At 52.4% G+C, this 18,674-nt stretch carries 18 protein-coding genes and 1 riboswitch; of the genes, 1 reads left to right on the top strand and 17 read right to left on the bottom strand.

All coding sequences use genetic code 11. The features are described 5' to 3' along the window. Nucleotides 1-16: 16 nt before the first annotated feature. Nucleotides 17-1,225 (bottom strand): CCA tRNA nucleotidyltransferase, encoded by a 1,209-nt coding sequence (locus FD30_RS00185; protein ID WP_056943411.1) that lies wholly within the window; start codon nucleotides 1,223-1,225, stop codon nucleotides 17-19. Between the two features lie 238 nt (nucleotides 1,226-1,463). On the opposite strand from FD30_RS00185, the gene FD30_RS00180 reads away from it, so the two are divergent. Then, nucleotides 1,464-2,357 (top strand): YitT family protein, encoded by an 894-nt coding sequence (locus FD30_RS00180; protein WP_056943410.1) that lies wholly within the window; start codon nucleotides 1,464-1,466, stop codon nucleotides 2,355-2,357. 122 nt (nucleotides 2,358-2,479) lie between these two features. Here the strand turns inward: FD30_RS00180 and FD30_RS00175 are convergent, their stop codons facing one another. From FD30_RS00175 to pyk, 16 genes are all read right to left on the bottom strand, one after another. Beyond that, on the bottom strand, nucleotides 2,480-3,739 hold the full coding sequence (locus FD30_RS00175; RefSeq protein ID WP_056943409.1) for a tetratricopeptide repeat protein: 1,260 nt from the start codon (nucleotides 3,737-3,739) through the stop codon (nucleotides 2,480-2,482). A 112-nt stretch (nucleotides 3,740-3,851) separates the two neighbouring features. After that, on the bottom strand, nucleotides 3,852-4,127 hold the full coding sequence (locus tag FD30_RS00170) for an HU family DNA-binding protein (RefSeq protein WP_011667553.1): 276 nt from the start codon (nucleotides 4,125-4,127) through the stop codon (nucleotides 3,852-3,854). A gap of 239 nt (nucleotides 4,128-4,366) precedes the next feature. Then, on the bottom strand, nucleotides 4,367-5,674 hold the full coding sequence (gene der, locus FD30_RS00165) for a ribosome biogenesis GTPase Der (protein ID WP_024746262.1): 1,308 nt from the start codon (nucleotides 5,672-5,674) through the stop codon (nucleotides 4,367-4,369). Nucleotides 5,675-5,788: 114 nt separating this feature from the next. Continuing rightward, nucleotides 5,789-7,102 (bottom strand): 30S ribosomal protein S1, encoded by a 1,314-nt coding sequence (gene rpsA, locus FD30_RS00160; protein ID WP_024746261.1) that lies wholly within the window; start codon nucleotides 7,100-7,102, stop codon nucleotides 5,789-5,791. A gap of 73 nt (nucleotides 7,103-7,175) precedes the next feature. Further along, nucleotides 7,176-7,862: a (d)CMP kinase gene (gene cmk, locus FD30_RS00155; RefSeq protein WP_024746260.1), complete on the bottom strand. Its 687-nt coding sequence runs from the start codon at nucleotides 7,860-7,862 to the stop codon at nucleotides 7,176-7,178. A gap of 38 nt (nucleotides 7,863-7,900) precedes the next feature. After that, nucleotides 7,901-8,539, bottom strand: a complete 639-nt coding sequence (locus FD30_RS00150) for a LysM peptidoglycan-binding domain-containing protein (protein ID WP_056943408.1) — start codon at nucleotides 8,537-8,539, stop codon at nucleotides 7,901-7,903. Between the two features lie 234 nt (nucleotides 8,540-8,773). Further along, nucleotides 8,774-10,222, bottom strand: a complete 1,449-nt coding sequence (locus FD30_RS00145; protein WP_082604749.1) for a RecQ family ATP-dependent DNA helicase — start codon at nucleotides 10,220-10,222, stop codon at nucleotides 8,774-8,776. After that, the gene (locus FD30_RS00140) at nucleotides 10,203-11,261 is read right to left on the bottom strand and encodes a helix-turn-helix domain-containing protein (RefSeq protein WP_056943407.1); all 1,059 of its coding nucleotides are present in this window, start codon (nucleotides 11,259-11,261) and stop codon (nucleotides 10,203-10,205) included. The genes FD30_RS00145 and FD30_RS00140 overlap by 20 nt, the downstream gene beginning before the upstream one ends. A gap of 97 nt (nucleotides 11,262-11,358) precedes the next feature. Continuing rightward, the gene (locus FD30_RS00135; protein ID WP_056943406.1) at nucleotides 11,359-11,940 is read right to left on the bottom strand and encodes an ECF transporter S component; all 582 of its coding nucleotides are present in this window, start codon (nucleotides 11,938-11,940) and stop codon (nucleotides 11,359-11,361) included. 103 nt (nucleotides 11,941-12,043) lie between these two features. Then, a riboswitch (FMN riboswitch) is annotated at nucleotides 12,044-12,162 on the bottom strand. Nucleotides 12,163-12,218: 56 nt separating this feature from the next. Then, nucleotides 12,219-12,944 carry a pseudouridine synthase gene (locus FD30_RS00130; RefSeq protein WP_056943405.1) on the bottom strand — a complete coding sequence of 242 codons (726 nt, stop codon included), beginning with the start codon at nucleotides 12,942-12,944 and terminating at the stop codon, nucleotides 12,219-12,221. Continuing rightward, entirely contained in the window at nucleotides 12,944-13,543 is a 600-nt protein-coding gene (scpB, locus tag FD30_RS00125) for an SMC-Scp complex subunit ScpB (RefSeq protein WP_056943404.1), read from the bottom strand. Before scpB ends, FD30_RS00130 begins: the two co-directional genes overlap by 1 nt. After that, nucleotides 13,521-14,333, bottom strand: coding sequence for a segregation and condensation protein A (locus FD30_RS00120; protein ID WP_225426454.1), 813 nt, complete (start codon nucleotides 14,331-14,333; stop codon nucleotides 13,521-13,523). The genes scpB and FD30_RS00120 overlap by 23 nt, the downstream gene beginning before the upstream one ends. Further along, on the bottom strand, nucleotides 14,254-14,649 hold the full coding sequence (locus tag FD30_RS00115) for a hypothetical protein (RefSeq protein WP_056943403.1): 396 nt from the start codon (nucleotides 14,647-14,649) through the stop codon (nucleotides 14,254-14,256). The genes FD30_RS00120 and FD30_RS00115 overlap by 80 nt, the downstream gene beginning before the upstream one ends. A gap of 63 nt (nucleotides 14,650-14,712) precedes the next feature. Next, on the bottom strand, nucleotides 14,713-15,609 hold the full coding sequence (xerD, locus tag FD30_RS00110) for a site-specific tyrosine recombinase XerD (protein ID WP_056943402.1): 897 nt from the start codon (nucleotides 15,607-15,609) through the stop codon (nucleotides 14,713-14,715). A 28-nt stretch (nucleotides 15,610-15,637) separates the two neighbouring features. Beyond that, nucleotides 15,638-16,540, bottom strand: coding sequence for a CvfB family protein (locus tag FD30_RS00105; RefSeq protein WP_056943401.1), 903 nt, complete (start codon nucleotides 16,538-16,540; stop codon nucleotides 15,638-15,640). A 329-nt stretch (nucleotides 16,541-16,869) separates the two neighbouring features. Continuing rightward, nucleotides 16,870-18,627 carry a pyruvate kinase gene (gene pyk / locus FD30_RS00100; RefSeq protein WP_056943400.1) on the bottom strand — a complete coding sequence of 586 codons (1,758 nt, stop codon included), beginning with the start codon at nucleotides 18,625-18,627 and terminating at the stop codon, nucleotides 16,870-16,872. Nucleotides 18,628-18,674: the final 47 nt, after the last annotated feature.

Raw genomic sequence — 18,674 nt, 5'->3', positions numbered from 1 at the left:
GTCTTCAGTCACTCTCTTATTTCAAATTCGCTAAATCTAAGGCGTGCTGCGTCAGCGCCGCTTGGTCATTCGGCAGTTGCCCCGTCACGACCTGATATTCTAATTGCTTTAACAGATCGCCCAATTGAGGACCGGGTTGAATTCCGGCCTGCATGAGGTCCCGTCCCGTCGCAGCCAATTGCTTCTTGGCCTTTAAAGGCAACGCTTGCCAAGCAGCCAGCAGGTCTGTTTGCCGGTCAGGTGCACCCAGAATCACCGCCACGGCATTGGCGACGGGCAGAAGCTCCGAACCACACTGATACAATTGCCAAGCCGAAAGCTCACCGGCTTGGAGTGCATTGGCCGCCGCCGTAGCCGTTTGAACCGCGGCAATCGTCTGGTTAGAGGTCTTCCATTGCTTGAGGAACGGGCCAATCGCCGCCGGGACCAGCCCAAACGCACAGGCCAAAAGGGTCCAAGCCGTGGTCTCGTCAGCGACTCCCTGGGTCAACGACGTCGTTAACCGGGTCAAGGCAGGCTCCTGTTCCGCAAACTCAGGGCAGTACCGCCAAAGGTTCGTCGCCATGAACGGCTTTAACCCCCGTTGTGGCGTGGCCCCCTCTAAGAGCTTCAAGAGCTCGACTTGGGTCCGCTCCACCGCAATCTTAGTCAAGAGTTCCGCGTGCGCTGTAATCGCGGCTTCCGTTTCCGGCACAATGGTAAAGTCTAATTGACTGGCGAACCGCACCGCCCGCATCATCCGCAACGCATCCTCGTGGAACCGCTCCTGGGGATTCCCCACGGCACGAATCTGCCGTTGTTGTAAGTCTTGAAGACCGTTAAAGAGGTCAATGACCTCCCCATTTTCCCGCATCGCTAGGGCGTTAATGGTAAAGTCACGGCGCTTAAGGTCTTCCGCCAACGAGCGTACGAAGGTGACCTGATCCGGCCGCCGAAAGTCGGTATAGGTGGATTCAGAACGAAAGGTCGTGGTCTCGTAACCGGTCCCGTGGTCTAAAATCATCACGGTACCGTGTTCGATTCCGGTATCAACCGTTCGCTTAAACAGATGCTTGATTTCGTCCGGATAGGCGCTAGTTGCGATATCGACGTCATGGATGGGTTTACCCAAGATGGTGTCCCGCACACTACCACCGACGAAATAGGCCTCGTAACCGGCCCGTTCGATGGTCTGCAGGACCGGTCGCGCCAATTCAAATTCTTGTGGTAAATGTTCTAGCTTCAAAATCTTCGTTCCCTTCTACCCAAACTTTTAAAAACATTCCTTGTCCAGTTTACCAGATTCACCGGTAGAATTGAATTTAAAGCGCCAGTTTCCCCGCGACTAAGGCTCCTGCACCCCCTCAAGTTATGCTATGATGAGAACGGAATGTATTTCGGGATTCTATATTTTTGGGTTGACTGGTTCGACTGGTTTAATGGTTGCACCCATCAACAATCTCATTCAAATAGGAGGAGATGGCATGAGTCCAGTACAAGATGAATCTGTAAAACTCATCGACTTCATCATGATTGGCATCGGCTGCGCCACCATGGCGTTCAGTTTGGTGGTCTTTAACATCGCTAATCACCTGGCAGACGGCGGTATTTCCGGGATTACTTTGATTTTTCGGGCTCTGTTCCACATTGACCCCGCCCTAAGTACGATCCTGATCAACGCCCCACTATTGCTGATTGGTTGGCGCTACTTAGGTAACCAATCCTTGATTTATACGATTTACGGGACCATCATGCTATCCCTGTTCTTGTGGATCTGGCAACGGGTGCCCATTCAAATCGACCTACACGGTGACCTCTTGCTCGCTTCTCTGGCAGCCGGGGTGACTGGAGGTAGTGGCTCCGGCTTGTTGTACCGCTACGGCGGAACCACCGGGGGAACGGATATCGTCGCCCGCATCATGGAACGGTTCCGGGGCGTCCCCATGGGGCAAACGTTACTTTGGCTGGACGTCGTGATCCTATTGATTTCACTGGTCTACATCGATGTTCGTCACATGGCTTACACCTTGATTTACTCTTACATCTTCGCTCGAATCGTTAATTTTATGCAGGCTGGGGCTTACGCCGCTAGAGGTTTGATCATCGTGTCGAATCAATATCAAGCCATTACCAACGATATCATGGACCAATTGGAACGGGGGGTTAGCTTGATTTCCGGTGAAGGCGGTTACTCGCATCATCCCCGGAAGATGATCTACGTGGTGGTTTCCCCTCACGAACTGCATCAAGTTCGTCAAATCATCAATCGTCACGACGCCCACGCGTTCGTTTCCGTGATTAGCGTGACCGAAGCTGCGGGTGAAGGCTTCTCCTTTGAGATTCCGCAACGGGGTTTACGGCGATTTATTCACCGTTGAATTTGCTAGTGACTGGCAGCCGCGGGGTTTGCGGCTGCTTTTTTTGGTAGTTTTTAAGTTAAAGTAATTTTTCTATGTTCCAACCCTAAAAAAACGACCCCCGTTGGGCCGTATTTTAAACCTTAATCCTGATAGCTATCCAACATCAACGCCATTTCTTGGTCATCGGGAACCACCTTCAAGTACGCCTTTAACAGGTCGACCACTTGCTTTTGAGCCCCCTCTTCTCGGTAGAAGTAGATGGCGGGCTTCAAGAAGTCAGCCTGATCCATGAAGTATGGCGCCGCTGCGTCGTAATATTGGCGCGCCTTGGCGAAGTCTTCTTGATGTTCCGCCGTCACCGCGAGATTCCAGTAAAGCTGGGGATCCGTATTGTCCTCTTGCAGGTACGGGACAACTAAGGCCGTATTCTCGTCCCACCGTTCCTGCTTCACGTAGAGGTTACTCAACTGGATGACCGCACTTAGATCATCGTGGTCAAGGTCGTGCCCCTTCTTCAGGTACTTCTCGGCTAACGCCTCATCGTCCAGCCGAGTGGCCACGTGGGCCGCTTGCAGCCAAAGCTTCTCGTTATACTGATCAACGCCCAAGCCTTCCTGTAACGCCGTTAGGGCCTCCGCTAGCCGGTTCTCCTGTTCCAACGCCTGCCCTAAGTACGGGTAGAGGGACGTGTAGTGGGCATCGGTATCCTTCAATTCATTAAATAACCGGATTGCGGCCGGCCGGTCCTTTAATTGCAGGTAAGTGAAGGCCGTTTCGAATTTAACGTCTGGGGTCATGTCTCCAGAATGGATCTGCTTCAAATAACCGATAGCCTGTTCAAAACGCCCGGCGTTGGCATAAGCCACCCCTAGCCGTTCTACCAAGTTGACCTTGGACAGCTCCGTGGTCCCGGCTGTGATCAGGTCTAAATACAGTGGAATTGCTTTCCGGAATTCCCGCATCGTGAAATACAGTTCCGCTAACGCAAACGTGATCACCGGTTCATCCGGCGCCACCTTTTTGGCCGTTAACAGTTTTTGCTCACTCACTTCGAACAGTTCCTGAGTCTGGTAGAGGTCCGCCGCAACCATTAAGGCTTCGACGTAAGCAGGCGAATCCGGCTTGACCTGGTTCAGGTAGTCTAAGGCCTGGTCGTCCTTGTCTTCATCGATGGCAATGTCGGCCAGGTTCGTCCGCAGCTCATCTTCCTCCGGATACTTCGCCAACAACTTCTCATAGATTCGTCGGGACTGATTCAAGAACCCCAACGAATACAGCTCTTCTGCCAAGCTGAAGAGCGTATCGTCATCGTCGTGCCGTAAAGCCAACGCGTACTGTTTCTTGAAGTCCGCTAATTGGCCCTTCTCCAGCTGATCTAATGCCGTTTGTGCGTAACTCATTGACTAACCCGCCTCCTAAATTCATTAACCATTCAGATAGATTTTAAGGTAATAAAAAACCAGTCCGGTGACAACCGTCCTGGCCCTTTACCTATTAAATAGTTGTGATCAATTATTTAACAGCATCCTTTAAGGCTTTACCTGGCTTAAATGCAGGTACTTTGCTTGCAGGAATTTGGATTTCTTGTCCAGTTTGTGGGTTACGGCCCTTACGAGCTGCGCGTTCACGAACTTCAAAGTTACCAAAGCCGATCAATTGAACCTTTTCGCCTTTAGCCAACGTTGCTTGGACAGAATCGAAGACTGCATCAACTGCAGCCGTTGCGTCCTTTTTAGTTAAGCCAGTTGCAGTTGCAACATCGCTAACCAATTGTGCTTTGTTTGCCATTTTGAATTCACCTCCTGAACAGAAGATTAGATGATGACCATCTAGTGATCATTTTTGAGTGGTCCAAAAATGATGAAACAACTGCGGCGAAACCGCATCATTTCTTTATCAAAGATAGCACAGGAAGCCTTATATGACAAGGGATAACGCGATTTTTTAGTGATTTTCGGTGAATATCTTGGGATTTCCTTAAGATTCTCCCAGAATCGGGGGAAACACTGATTTCACGGGCTTAGGAACTACTTCCGCGCACGTTCGATCAGATGCAGGGGCGTCCCCTCAAAATCAAAGTGTTCCCGAATCTGATTCTCCAAGAAACGCTCATATGAGAAGTGCATCATCTTCGGATCATTCACAAAGACCACGAAAGTTGGCGGCGCCACAGCCACTTGCGTCGCGTAGTAGACCCGCAGCCGCTTCCCGTTATCGGAAGGCGTCGGATTCAACGCAATCGCATCCATGATCACGTCGTTCAACGTTGCGGATTGGACCCGTTGGTTGTGGTTCTTCGATACGCGCTTGATCAAGGCCGGTAATTGGTCCAGTCGTTGGCCCGTCTTGGCCGAAACGAACAGGATCGGCGCGTAACTCAGGTACTGGAATTCCGCCCGAATCAGGTTCTGGAAGTCGGTCAGCGTATGGTTATCCTTCTTCAGGGTATCCCACTTGTTGACCAAAATAATGACGCCCCGACCCGCTTCATGCGCATAACCAGCGACCCGCTTATCTTGTTCCCGGATACCTTCTTCGGCGTTCATGACCATCAAGACCACGTCAGAGTCATCGATAGCCCGCATGGCCCGCATCACACTATAACGTTCCGTGTTTTCGTAGACCTTACCACGCTTCCGAATCCCCGCCGTGTCGACCATGGTGAAGTGGGTCCCGTCCGCCGTAAACTTGGTATCCACGGCGTCCCGGGTCGTCCCCGCAATATTGGAGACGATGACCCGGTCTTCCCCTAACATGGCATTGACCAACGAAGACTTCCCAACGTTGGGACGGCCAATCAGACTGAAGCGAATTGAATCGTCCTGAGGCGTTCCCGCTTCATCCGGAAACTCCTTAATAACGGCGTCTAACAAGTCCCCTAGGCCCAATCCATGGACCCCGGAAACGGGATACGGATCACCGAAGCCTAAGGCGTAGAAATCGTAGACCGTTTCCCGCACCTCAGGATTATCCGCTTTGTTTACGGCTAACACGACCGGCTTCTTAGAACGGTACAAGATCTTAGCGACCTTTTCGTCCGCGTCCGTGATGCCTTCAGGCGCGCTCACGATAAAGACGATCACGTCAGCTTCATCAATGGCGATCTCCGCTTGCTGGGTAATCTGACTGAGGAACGGTTCGTCCCCCATATCAATTCCCCCGGTATCAATCATTCGGAATTCCGTCCCCAACCACTCCGCGGGCGCGTAAATCCGATCACGCGTAACCCCCGGTGTGTCTTCAACGATGGAAATGCGTTCACCGGCAATGCGGTTGAACAAGGTCGATTTCCCGACGTTGGGACGCCCAACAATGGCGACTACAGGGTATGCCATCACAAATTCCTCCTTTAGTTGTGACATTTACTTAATCGATTAAAATGATAAGAAAAAGAGGTCTAGAACGCAACCCAACAAAGTTCCGCTCTAGACCCCTTTAATCCGACTTAATTAGTCGTTGTTGTTTTCCTGGTTTTCGATATCCTTCTTCAGGCTGTCCCCAATCAGGTCACCTAAAGAGAAGCCGGTGCTTTCTTCTGGGGCGTTAGCCGTAGAAGTTTCAGCAGCGTTCCGGCTGTTCCGCCGAGAACGGTTGGCACCACCATTGTTCCGACGAGGACGGCTTTCAGCACGGTTGCTGTTACCATTTTCTTCGTCAGAGGATTGTGGCTTTTCTTCCAGAGCCTTGATGGACAATGCCAAACGGTGATCGTCTGGACGAACATCTAAGACCTTAACCTTGATTTCTTGACCAACCTTCAAGACGTCAGCTGGCGTCGCGATGTGTTGGTGAGAAATTTGGGAAATGTGAACTAAGCCTTCAACACCAGGGAAGACTTCCACGAAAGCCCCAAAGCTGGTCAACCGCTTAACGGTCCCATCTAAGACGCTACCTTGTGGTGCCTTTTCTTCGATACCATCCCATGGTTCAGGCAAAGTTTGCTTGATGGACAGGGAAATCCGGTTACGTTCTGGATCAACGGATAAGACCTTAACCTTAACGTCTTGGCCCACCTTCAGTACGTCACTAGGCTTTTCAACCCGTTCGTAAGCAATTTCAGAAACGTGAACTAAACCATCCACGCCGCCAAGATCAACGAAGGCACCGAAGTTCGTCAAACGTGCAACCTTACCTTCAACCGTGTCACCAGCTTGCAGCTTGGACATGATTTCTTCACGTTGAGCAGCGCGTTCTTTTTCAACGATTGCCCGGTGAGATAAGATCAAACGGTTTTCGCTTGGTTCGATTTCAACAATCTTGAATTCCAAGGTTTGACCCTTGAATTGCGAAAGGTCTTCAACGAAGTGGTCTGAAACCATAGATGCCGGAACAAAGCCCCGGACACCAGCATCAACCACTAAACCACCCTTAACCACTTGGGTAACAGGGGCCGTTAACGTGTGACCAGCTTCGAATTCTTTTTGAATGTCGTCCCAAACCTTACGGGCTTCCAAACGACGTTGTGAGAGCAAGTAACTCCCACCTTCTTTATCGTTACCGATACGTGAGATTACGACGAGGTCTAAGACGTCCCCGACTTTAATTACTGATTTAATATCATCGACTGGCTTCGTGGAAAGTTCCTTCTTGGGAACAACCCCTTCAATACCAGTTTCACCGATACCAACAATTGCTTGTTGATCGTCATCGATGGCTAAGATTTCACCCTTAACGACATCGCCGACCTTAACGTTGTCCACGTTGTTCAACGCGTTCAGCAAATCGTTGTTATCATTGTTTTGACTCGTGCCATTTTCACTCATGCGAATATTTCCTCCTTGCGACAACTCTAAACACCATTTTATCTGATTATAGCGATAAAAGCTAGTAAAATGCCTATTTCTGTTGCAATTCTTTTTCATGAATGATTTCAGCAATCCGATCAGCCACTTGCTCAATCGATAACGAAGTGGTGTCTAAGCGAATCGCATCGGCCGCTTGGGTCAATGGGGACACTTTCCGAGTGGAATCCTTCCGATCCCGTTCTTCAATCTCATGCTTTAACGTTGCTAACGGCGTCGTGATGCCCTTTGCTGCATTATCCTTCAACCGTCGCTGGGCCCGTTCATCCACACTGGCGACCAAGAAAATCTTCACTTCCGCTTGGGGAAGCACCGTGGAGCCAATATCGCGGCCATCCATCACAATGCCACCCGCATCAGCAATTTGTCGCTGACGCGCCGTTAATTCTTGCCGGATAGCCGGTAACGCAGAGACCTGGGAGACCGAGTTAGTCACATCGGGTTGTCGAATCGCTAACGTGACCTCAGTGTCATCCACAAACACCTTTTGAACGGGGGTTCCCGGCTCAAACCGAATCGTCATGTGATCCAGTAGGTCCTTGACCGTTGCTTCGTCGCCTAGATCTGCGCCCGCTTGCAACGCTTTCCAAGTAATTGCCCGGTACATTGCCCCGGTATCACAATAGATGTAGTTGAAGCGTTGCGCAACAATCTTAGCGACCGTACTTTTCCCAGCTGAAGCGGGGCCGTCAATGGCGACCTGTAATCCTGGCTTATCCATCTTATATCAAACTCCTTATTTCGATTTATCTAAAAACTTTACCGTACCCGTAGACGCTGGCCGGGGTGAACAGTTGCCCCGGAAGACAGGCCATTCAGTTCTTCTAACTTCTGCACAGAAATACCAGCGTTCGTCGCCACCCGATAAATCCCTTGTCCGGATTCAACCGTGGCGTACTTAGAACCGCTGGCACTCGTGCTACTACTGGTACTTGATGAGGATGCTTGGTGACTCGATTGGCTAGTGGTGCTCGAAGCGCTCGTCGCGGTAGAACTGCTAGCGGCCGCTTCAGTTGAGCTGGCCGTGGTTGCCGCCGTAGACGACTGACGCTTTTTCTTAGACGTCGTTTGGGCTTGCTTAGTCGCCTTCGACGACTGCTTCGAACTGGCCTTAGATTTAGGCTTCGCCTTCAAGGAATTCGAGGAGCTGGCAGCGACCTTCTCCGTATTCTGTGGCCGATTGACCGAACTCTGCCGAGCTAAGCCATAGACCAGCGAGGCGGCTGCAATCACGACAATGATGGCGACCAAAATAATTGTAACCATCGTATTACTATGATTCTGACGCCGCATTTTGGTTCGGGACAAGTTCCCTTGATCGTCACGATCATCGGCAAATGATTGCTCCCATGGTCGCGACGTTTCTTCCTTTGTATGCTCGTCACGCTTCTGACTCATCATCCTAACCTCCCTGAAAAACTTTCAACGGTAATTGTAGCACAACCAATCCTGATAGCATAGCAATAATTGTTTAAAATGCCGGTATGACGGCATTCTTCAAAAAGTCTTTACCTCTGAGCGGCACATGACCATCCCCTAAGATGACCAGAGCCTATCAGCTGCTAACCACCTTAAAGCCCAGTAGCCAATCCGTTAAATCTAGATAATGGGTTCAATCTAACCGGCATGGCTTCACCCCTCCGGTACCGCTGGAGCCGCCGTCAACAACCCAGCTAACTGAGTTTGCCAATCGCTGTTAGGAGCCGTCACCGCTTCGGCCGGTGTTCGCCGCAAGCCTAGCGCCGTAATATCTAAGTCTTGACCGCCTGGCGCACAACAGGTCTTGGCCTGGTGGTCCGGAGCGGTCTGGTCGAACGCCGTCAACCAATTTTGCCGTAGACACGTTGGTTCACGCACATAAGCCACCATCCGGTCCAGGGCCGCCCGTCGCTCGCGCTCACGCCGTTCAAATAAGGCGTGAACAGCCGGTTCGGAGATCCCGTGGTCGCGGTAAAAGGTCAACAACCGAATCCCCGGTTCCTCTAGGCTAAAGTGCTGGGGGGTCGCATAGAAGCGACGGATCGTCACGTCATCCGGTCGGTTGGTCTCGTTCAACGCCTGGGGCAACCGCTCATCCCCCGGCGCATAGAGCAGAATTGCCACACTGGTCTGACCATCTCGCCCCGCACGGCCCATCTCCTGAACGTAGCTCCCCAGGTCGGCCGGGAGATGATAGTGAATCACAAAGCGGATATCGTTCTTGTCGATGCCCATGCCAAAGGCACTGGTCGCACAGATCACCGCCAAATCATCTTGCATAAACTGTTGTTGAATCTTGAACCGGTCTTCACTCGACAATCCCGCATGATAGGCTGCGACCGCTAAGCCCGTCTGTTCTTGTAACCAGCTAGCCGTATCCGTTGCCTGCTGTTTACTGGAAAAATAAACCACGCCGGGCGTCTGAAGCTGGCTGACCAGCCCCAAGAGCCGCTCACGCTTCTCCGTCTCATTAGCCACGGTCTCCACATCCAAAAAAACGTTGGGCCGGTCGATGGGTTCCGCGACCACCGTGGGCGTTACTCGCATTTGCTTCGCAATTTCGATGCGCGTGGTGTGGTCAGCCGTTGCCGTCAAAAGAAGCGCCAGGGGCCGCCCCAACCGCTCACGAATTGCACCCAATAAGAGGTATTCCGGCCGAAAATCCGGTCCCCACTGCACGATACAGTGCGCCTCATCGACCACTAAGAGACTTAAGGAAATCTGCTGAATCCGGCTCAACACGGCCGGTTGCGCCAACATTTCCGGTGAGAGGAAGAGAAAACGGTACTGGTCAAGCTGGGCTAAGATCTCCTGCCGTTCCGTGAAACTGGTCAACGACGTCACGGCCGCCACCTGACGAAACCCCGCAACGCGCATACGGTCCACCTGGTCGTTCATCAAGGCCAATAAGGGAGAAACCACCAGGACGCAGCCCGGGTGACGGTACCCGTATAATTGGTAGATCAAGGTCTTGCCCGCTCCCGTCGGCAGGACGGCTAACGTATCTTTTTGGTCTTCTAGTGCCGTGAGCGCTGCTTGCTGGCCCGCACGAAAGGTCGTATAACCAAAGACGCGTTCTAGACTAGCCGTTAGACTTTCCATGAGAATCCCCCCGCTTATCTTGCCAAATTGCTAACAGTCGAAACGTAAAAAAGTCAATTTTGGCTTGTACCGCCGGCGCCAAGTCCGTATACGTCCAATCGTCAATGGCTGCCGGCAATAGCGCCAATAGGGTCCGTTGCGTGGTCGCCGGTAACAGCCGTTCGTACGGGAAGGCCGCCTCGGGTAACATAATGGCCGCCTCTAAGAGGTGCTCGCGAACCGTGCTGGGCTTGATCCGCCGTTGCCGGGCAATCTGATCCAACGTCCCCCCCGCCTGAACGGCAGCCAAGGTCGCCTGAGCGCTTTTCGTCACGGGAACCGTCCACAGTGGCCCCAGCAAGCCTGACAGAGGGTCAGTCGCGACCTGCGCCGCTTGGGCGATCGTCACGACCGCTTCAATGTGCATTAAGTAGACCTGCCAAGCCGTTGTCTGCCACCGCACGGCCAACTGCTGGTTGGTCAACCCCGGCTGCTGATAGCCGGTGAACCCCGCCACCGTCACCGTTGCGACCCGCTCCGGCAATCGCGCCAAGCTTCGGGTCAAGGTTGCCTGTAACGCCGTCCCCAACTGTTGACGGTCGCTTTGGTAGAACCACCGTCGAACCAACTGCCGGGTCGCGAGGTCCGTGGCCAAGGGGTAATACCGCTTGGTCTGATGCTGATACTCTGAAACGACCTGAACGCCTAGCAACAGGCGCTTTCGGGCGGCATTAATATCTAATTGGGGCCAGAGTACGGCGGTCTGCGGGACGAACGGTTGAGCCGCGTGCTGCGCCGCAACGCCCGCTGGGGTCAACCGCAGCTGTGGTTGTTCTTCCGCCTCCCAAGTGGCTAATTGGCGGTCCACCAACGCTTGAGCTGGGCCATCTAAACCGCCCCGCGTCAACGCTTTACCAAGGTCCAAGAGGTACAGTAGTCGGTAACGCTGCCCCCAAAAGAGCGTCGACACGGTTCGCCGTCCCCGCAGAAGATTCTCAATGACGCGTAGACGCCGAGCCTGCCGGGAACTAAGTAGCTGTAACAAATCATCCGCCTCCAACGCGTCCACCTCCTTTTATCCATGAAACCAGTTTACCATACTCAAAAAGGGCCGACGCGACCGTCGACCCCGAACAAACAAATTTAAAATTGAATCCTTAATGTTGCGCGTGCTTAGCCAACCAAGGCTGCATCCGCCGGTGGAGCAAAATGAACAGGATACCCAAGACGACACCCTTGATCAAGTTAAACGGAATGATCCCTAACAGAATCAACTGGTTCACGGGTAAGCCCAACGACATCCCCCAGACCTTCAGGTACAGGGGGGTAATCACGCCCCAATTGGCCAGCGATAAGACCGCCGTGAGGCTCAAAGTCCCGGCCAACACCGCCCACACCTGACGCCGTAATTGGTTCGGGTGAGCGCGCAAGACCGCACTAATGGGTAACATGTAGGCCAAGTCCGCGATGAACGCGGTTAAAACCCCAATCAGGTTCACAACGTCCATCCCGGTCGATACGAAGTACAAAAGCTCTTTAACCGCAGCAATTAAGATGGCGCCTCCGGGACCAAACACGCTCATCCCTAATAGAACCACCAAATCGCTTAAATCCAACTTCATATAGGGCACAATGGGAATAATTGGTAATGAAATAAACATCAACACGTACGCAACGCCTGCAAACAGCGCCATTTCCACCATTGCCCGTACGCCCAATCCCTGTTGTTGACTCTCCATCAGCTGTTTCCTCCTTGCGGCCATCTTAGCGACGCAACCAAAAAAGGTCTCGCCGCAGAAGGGCAAGACCTTGAAATTCACGTGATTATACGTAAAAACAACGTCCCATCTCCTGCATACCAGACTATACTGTCGGTCCCGGATTTGCACCGGGTCAACCGCTCACGCGGGTCGCGGACTATTACCGCCGGTCGGGAATTGCACCCTGCCCTGAAGATGAACCATAGATTTAATTACGCTTATAATATACTAACTTTTTGTAAGATTGTCAACTAAAACTATTGAACCATGCCCGTCAAACGCTTCAACTCGGCCAATTCGCTTGGCTTCAAGTAACGTGAATCGCCCGCCTGTAAGCCCTTGAGAGTCAAGAACCCATACTCTTCTCGCTTCAGCTTCTCTACGGGACAGCCCACGGCCGCCAACAGTTTCTTGACCTCGTGGTTCTTCCCCTCGTGCAAGACTAACTGCACAATGGCCGTATGCTTCTTCTGGTCGCTACTCAACAGCTTCAACTTCGCTGGGGCGTACGCCTCACCGTCGATGGTCATCCCCTGACGAATCTGCCGCATGGCATCGTTACTCGGAATCCCCGTGACTTTGGCCACGTAAGTCTTTTCGACCTCGTACTTAGGATGGGTCAACCGATTAGCCAGCTCCCCGTCATTGGTCAACAATAATAACCCGGAGGTATCATAGTCCAACCGACCCACGGGGTAGATCCGTTGTGAGACATTTTCGATCAGATCCACGACCGTTTGCCGCCCCTTCTCATCATTGGCCGTTGAGACGACACCCCGCGGCTTATACAGCATCACGTATACGGGATCTTCATGGGTAATGGGCACATTATCCACGGAGACCTGGTCGTGCACGCCGACCTTGGTCCCCAATTCCGTGACCACCGTTCCGTTGACCCGCACGTGACCGCTAGTAATCAACTTTTCGGACTGACGCCGTGACGCGACACCGGCATGGGCTAAAACTTTTTGCAATCGTTCCATTAATTTTCATCTCCTGATTGGTTAAGGCTCTGGTTAAAAGCTTGTAAGAATAAGTCACCGTCAGGATGGTCCCCATCCGGATCGGGGGTCGCGGCAGCGGGTAACGGCGGTAAGTCCGTCAGCTGTTGCAGCCCAAAGTAGTCTAAGAAATAGGCGCTGGTACGGTAAAGCTTCGGCCGCCCCGGCTCATCCAGGCGACCGGCGTCTTCAATCAGACGCCGCAGAACCAATTTCTGCACGGTCGATGCACTCTGGACGCCCCGAATCTCATCGATCTCGATCCGCGTGATCGGCTGCCGGTAAGCAATAATGGCCAAAACCTCTAAGGACGCCTGGGACAAGGTAGTACTGAGCGGGCTTTCAAAGTAGCGCTTGATCAGGTCACTGGCGGCTTCCTTGGTCACGAGCCGATACGTGGTCTCATTGACCATCAATTCCAGTGCGGAATCCGTATCCGCGGCATATTTTTGGGCCAACCGTTCTAAGGTGGCCAAGACTGCCGGCTTCAGCAGGCCCGTGACTGTCGCTAAGTCCGCCACGGTCATCCCTTCATCGCCACTAACGAATAGTAGCCCCTCAATCTGTGCGAGTGGTGTCATGATCATCGTCTCCTTTAACAACTGCGTTCAACTGCAAGGGGACTAACCGACTCGCTTGGTGTAACGCGATTTGATGTCGCTTGGCTAATTCTAAGACGGCCAAAAAAGTTGTGACCACTTCCTCTAAGACCGGCGTCGGCCCGAACAAGTGATCAAAGGTCACGGGTTGCCGATTCAAACGGTGTAAGACCGTACGCATCTGGTCTTTCACGGTAAAACGCTCCGAGGCCACCCGCTGGGTCACGGGACGCGCCACCGACACCCGGTGGACCAACTTAAGCAACGCCGCCTGCAAATCCGCAACGGTCGTTCCCGGAGCCACGGTCAACGGCGTATCACTGGGAACCGCCATCGCGGAGCGGGTAAAGTGCTGCTGCCGCTCTTGGGCCCGGCGTTTCAAATCCTGGGCCGCCTGCTGGTACCGTTGATACTCTAACAACTGGTTGACCAGCTCTTCTCGAGGATCGCTATACGCTTCTTCGTCCGCTGCCGGAACCACCGTCTGTGGTTTCGGCAATAATAGTTTGGCTTTGATGGCCATCAGATTAGCAGCCATCACAAAATATTCGCCTGCCACGTCTAACCGTAACGTCTGCATCTGATGCAAATAATCCAGATACTGCGTGGTAATGGTGGCAATGCGAATATCGTAAATATCCATTTCATTGGTTTTAATCAGGTGAAGCAATAGATCGAGCGGCCCCTCAAAATCACTGACTTGAATCAGCGGTTGACCGTCCATCGTGGTCTTGTCCATGTTGATACTCCCACTCTGCAATAATCTTGGCATTCGCCAACGTCCCCATCACCCGTTGTTGGGGGACCGTCGCGGCCAAGTCATCCAGCATGTTCTGGGCATTACGGGTGGTCTGCTTATCCGGCATCAACGTCAGTAAACGCACCACCACGTAACGGCCCTGCTGTTCGGTGCCTAAGATTCCGGCAAAATCATCGCGGCGATCCTTCCACAAGTAAAGGGTACGGTCGTCGCCCGTCTGGTACCAGGTCAGCGCATGCTGGAGTCGGTCCCAATCCTTAAAGACGGGATCAAGGCTTAAGATCCCCATTGCAATCTTTTGATAATCGCTACGATACTTCAATAACATACTTGTCCTCCGTCTAAACGTCCACTCACTTTACCACACTTTAAAATCCGAAACAACTGGCGATCAAGCCCGGGGGTGATACCGGTCATATACCGCCGTCAAGCGTTTCTTCGAGATGTGGGTGTAAATCTGGGTCGTGGTAATATCCGCGTGTCCCAGTAGCTCCTGAACCACCCGCAGATCCGCCCCATTCTCCAAAATATGCGTCGCAAAGGAGTGGCGCAACGTGTGAGGCGTCACGTCTTTTTGGATGTCCGCCAAGGCCACGTAGCGCTTGATCTTTTGCCAAATCGCCTGGCGGGTCAAGCCGCCACCGTGAGCGTTCAAGAATAAGTAGGGACTGGTCCGCTGCTTCAATAAGACAGGCCGACTATGCTGCAAGTACTGTTGAACCCAATCGCTCGCCACATCACCAATCGGCACGATGCGCTCCTTGTCGCCCTTACCCAGGGTCTGAATCAACCCCATCTCCAGGTGCAAGTCGACCAGCTTCAGGTGAACCAGCTCACTGACCCGTAAGCCCGTTGCATATAAAACCTCCAACATGGCTCGATCCCGGATACCGTACTTATCGGTCGTGTCGGGCGCCGCTAACAGGCGGTCGACTTCCGCGACCGTCAACACGGCCGGTAAATGTTCAGCGTGCTTGGGCGCCGCCACGTTCGCCATGGGATTAGTGGTCGTCTGGTGGGTCTGTACCAGATACCGGTAAAACTTACGGAGCGCGGAGACCGCATGGATCACTGAATTGCGCGCCTTACCTTGACTGGTCAACGCCGCCAAATAATTCATCACGGTGACCCGGTCGACCTGTAAGAAGTCGCCCACTCCCTGCGTCTGCAGGTAGTCACCAAACTCCCGGACTTCCTGAGTGTAGCTGCTGACAGAATTGGCGGCTAGCCCCTGTTCAACGGTCAAATAATGGCCAAAATCAGCCGTCATCATTGCTAACGTGGTCATCAACATCCCTCCTCAGCCGCGCGTGGCCTTAGTCGGTCGTGTCTGGCGTGGTTTCGGTCGTTGATTCTTCGGGCTGAACCAGCCAGAGTTCCCCATCGTGTTGACTAATGCGCCGCGCCTTTAACAGGTGGCCCACCGCACGCTTAAATTGTCCCTTACTGATTCCAAAGTACGCTTTAATGGCCGCCGGTGAACTCTTATCACTAAACTCGAGGTGGCCCGCTTGGGAGTGCTCGAGCGCCGCTAACAGCATCGCTGAATCATCATCGATGGCTTCGTAAGCCCGTGGCTTCAGCGATAAATTAAGGGTCCCGTCATCATGTACCCCGATGACCCGAGCGTGCAGTTCTTCTCCTAAACGCGGTTCACGTTCGCGTTCGCTAGGGTGAATGAATCCCAATTCAAAGTGGTCCGTCATGACCCGAGTACCGACTAACTTCAACTGGTAAGCGGTCGCCGTTACGTTAGCGTTTTGCATGTTCGCCTTAGCCGGCTGGGCAATCGCTTGGTAAATGTCCGTATCCGCTAAGACACCCCATAACCGGTGCTTGGCGTCTTCTCGCAAGGCAATCAAAAGCCGGTCCCCCTGTTGCGGCCACAGTTCCATCATGTCTGGCAAGTCGTCTAACGAGACCACGATGTCCTTATCGGGTAAGCCGATATTCACGAAGACCCCTAACTGCCGCTGGGTCCGGACGACCGTCCCCCAACCATAGTGGTCAACTTGGGCATCCGGCGCGTTCCGGGTCATCGCCATCTGGTGATCTTCATTCTCGTAAGCAAAGCCGCGAAAAGTGGCGCCAGCACGCAATGGTTTCTTGATTTCACTCTTCGCTAACCGAAAAGTGGTCCCCGCAACCTGCACAAAGTAATCCGTTTCGTTTTGGTCCGTCACGTTACCCGCAACGATTCGTCCTAGTAAGTTTTCCATAATTTCCTCGTTTCTACCGAGCGTTCTCGGTGATCCGTTCAAAAGCCTTACCTTGTATTTTACACGGAAATGGCAGAACTAGCGAGAGATTCCCCGATAAAATCCCGACGAATCATTCGCGTAACCGCCACCAATTGCCGGCTGCCCCACCTTTTCATGATTTGCCCCGTTAGAGAACGTGGCCCCCAAGGTGATTCATACTGCTGGGTGCTTGGGGCCCGCGTTTCAGTACCGGATCGGCAAAAACGGCGTCTGCGTATTTCGTTCCGGAAAAGCAAAAAGGGTTCGAGACAGACGTCTCGAACCCTTTCGTTAGATTTCAGTTAAGCTTAAAGTGCGTTAGAAGCACCGTGGTAAACGATCCCCCGACGAGAGTCAACGGTGATCAATTCACCATCAGAGATCTTGTCACTGGCACCAGCGGCACCAACGATGACAGGAATCCCCATGGAGATACCGACAACAGCGGCATGAGAAGTCAACCCACCGTTTTCAACGATAACGGCACTGGACTTTTCAATGGCTGGTAAGTAGTCCTTGTCAGTGTTCTTGGCAATCAGGATACTACCTTCAGTTACCTTAGCGTTGGCATCAGCAGCGGTGTTCGCGATAACGGCCTTACCAATAACCGTGTCATCACCGACACCTTGACCTTGAACTAACTTAGAACCAATTAATTGGATCTTCATCAAGTTCGTAGTCCCACGTTCGCCGACAGGAACACCGGCAGTGATCAGGATTAAGTCGCCTTCCTTAGCCAAGCCGGTTTCAACAGCCTTAGCAGCTGCTAAATCGAACATTGCATCAGTGTTAGAAGGCTTTTCCGTAACGATTGGGTAAACACCCCAGTTGACCATCAACCCACGACGGGTCCGGTCATCAAACGTAACGGCTAAGATGTTGGCATTTGGACGGTACTTGGAGATCATCCGTGCCGTGTAGCCGGATTCCGTAGCAGCCACGATGGTCTTAACCCCTAATTGGTTAGCGACCCGGGCAACGGAAGCACCGATAGATTCCGTAACGTCACCGTTATCGAAGTCTAAGTTGTCCCGACCAAAGTCCTTCAAAGCATTTTCAGCCTTGATGTCAATCCGGTTCATCGTCGTAACGGCTTCAACAGGGTATTCACCGTTAGCACTTTCACCAGAAAGCATGGTTGCATCCGTACCATCAAAGACGGCGTTGGCAACGTCAGAAGCTTCGGCACGCGTAGGACGTGGGTTTTCTTGCATGGAGTCCAACATTTGGGTCGCCGTGATTACTGGCTTGCCTAAGGCGTTGCACTTCTTGATCAAAGCCTTTTGAACCAAAGGCACGTTTTCCGTTGGAATTTCGACACCCATGTCACCACGAGCAACCATCAGACCATCAGAAACCTTGATGATGTCATCAAAGTTGTCGATACCTTCTTGGGATTCGATCTTAGGGAAGATTTGCACGTGTTCCATGTGCTTTTCTTCGAGGAGTTCACGAATATCCAAAACATCTTGTGGCTTCCGAACGAAGGAAGCGGCGATGAAGTTGATTTCGTGGTCCAGACCGAAGCGAATGTCATCGGAGTCCTTTTCAGTGATCCCAGGTAAGTTGATGGAAACGCCAGGAGCGTTAACACCCTTACGGGAACCTAAAACACCATCGTTTTGGGCAGTCACAACTAATTCCTTAGTTGCGTCATCCTTCTTGTCAACGACCGTGTCCAGCAGACCATCATCGAATAAGACGTGGCCACCTTCGTGAACATCATCGTACAAGCCAGGGTAAGTAACCGCGATTTTTTCCTTGGTTCCTTCGATGGAAGCATCCATGGAGATCCGGAATTGATCACCGGTCGTGAAATTCAACTTACCACCTTGTTGAACGGTCGTCCGGATTTCGGCACCCTTCGTATCCAACATGATACCAACCGTCTTACCAGTAATCTTTTCCGCCTTGTGGACGTTTTCCAAACGACCAAGGTGTTCTTCGTGATCACCATGTGAGAAGTTAAACCGGAAAATGTTAGCGCCGGCTTCAATCAACTTAACAATCGTATCGACGTCAGTACTTGCAGGACCAAGGGTACTTACGATCTTGGTTTTCTTCATTAGAAAAATCTCTCCTTTAGAATTGGCACGAACACGGCTTACCAAAA

It is taken from the genome of Levilactobacillus namurensis DSM 19117, from assembly GCF_001434785.1.
GTDB classification, from domain to species: Bacteria; Bacillota; Bacilli; order Lactobacillales; family Lactobacillaceae; genus Levilactobacillus; species Levilactobacillus namurensis.
The sequence above is the reverse complement of the archived record's forward strand: the minus strand, read 5'-3'. Positions and strand labels throughout refer to the sequence as shown.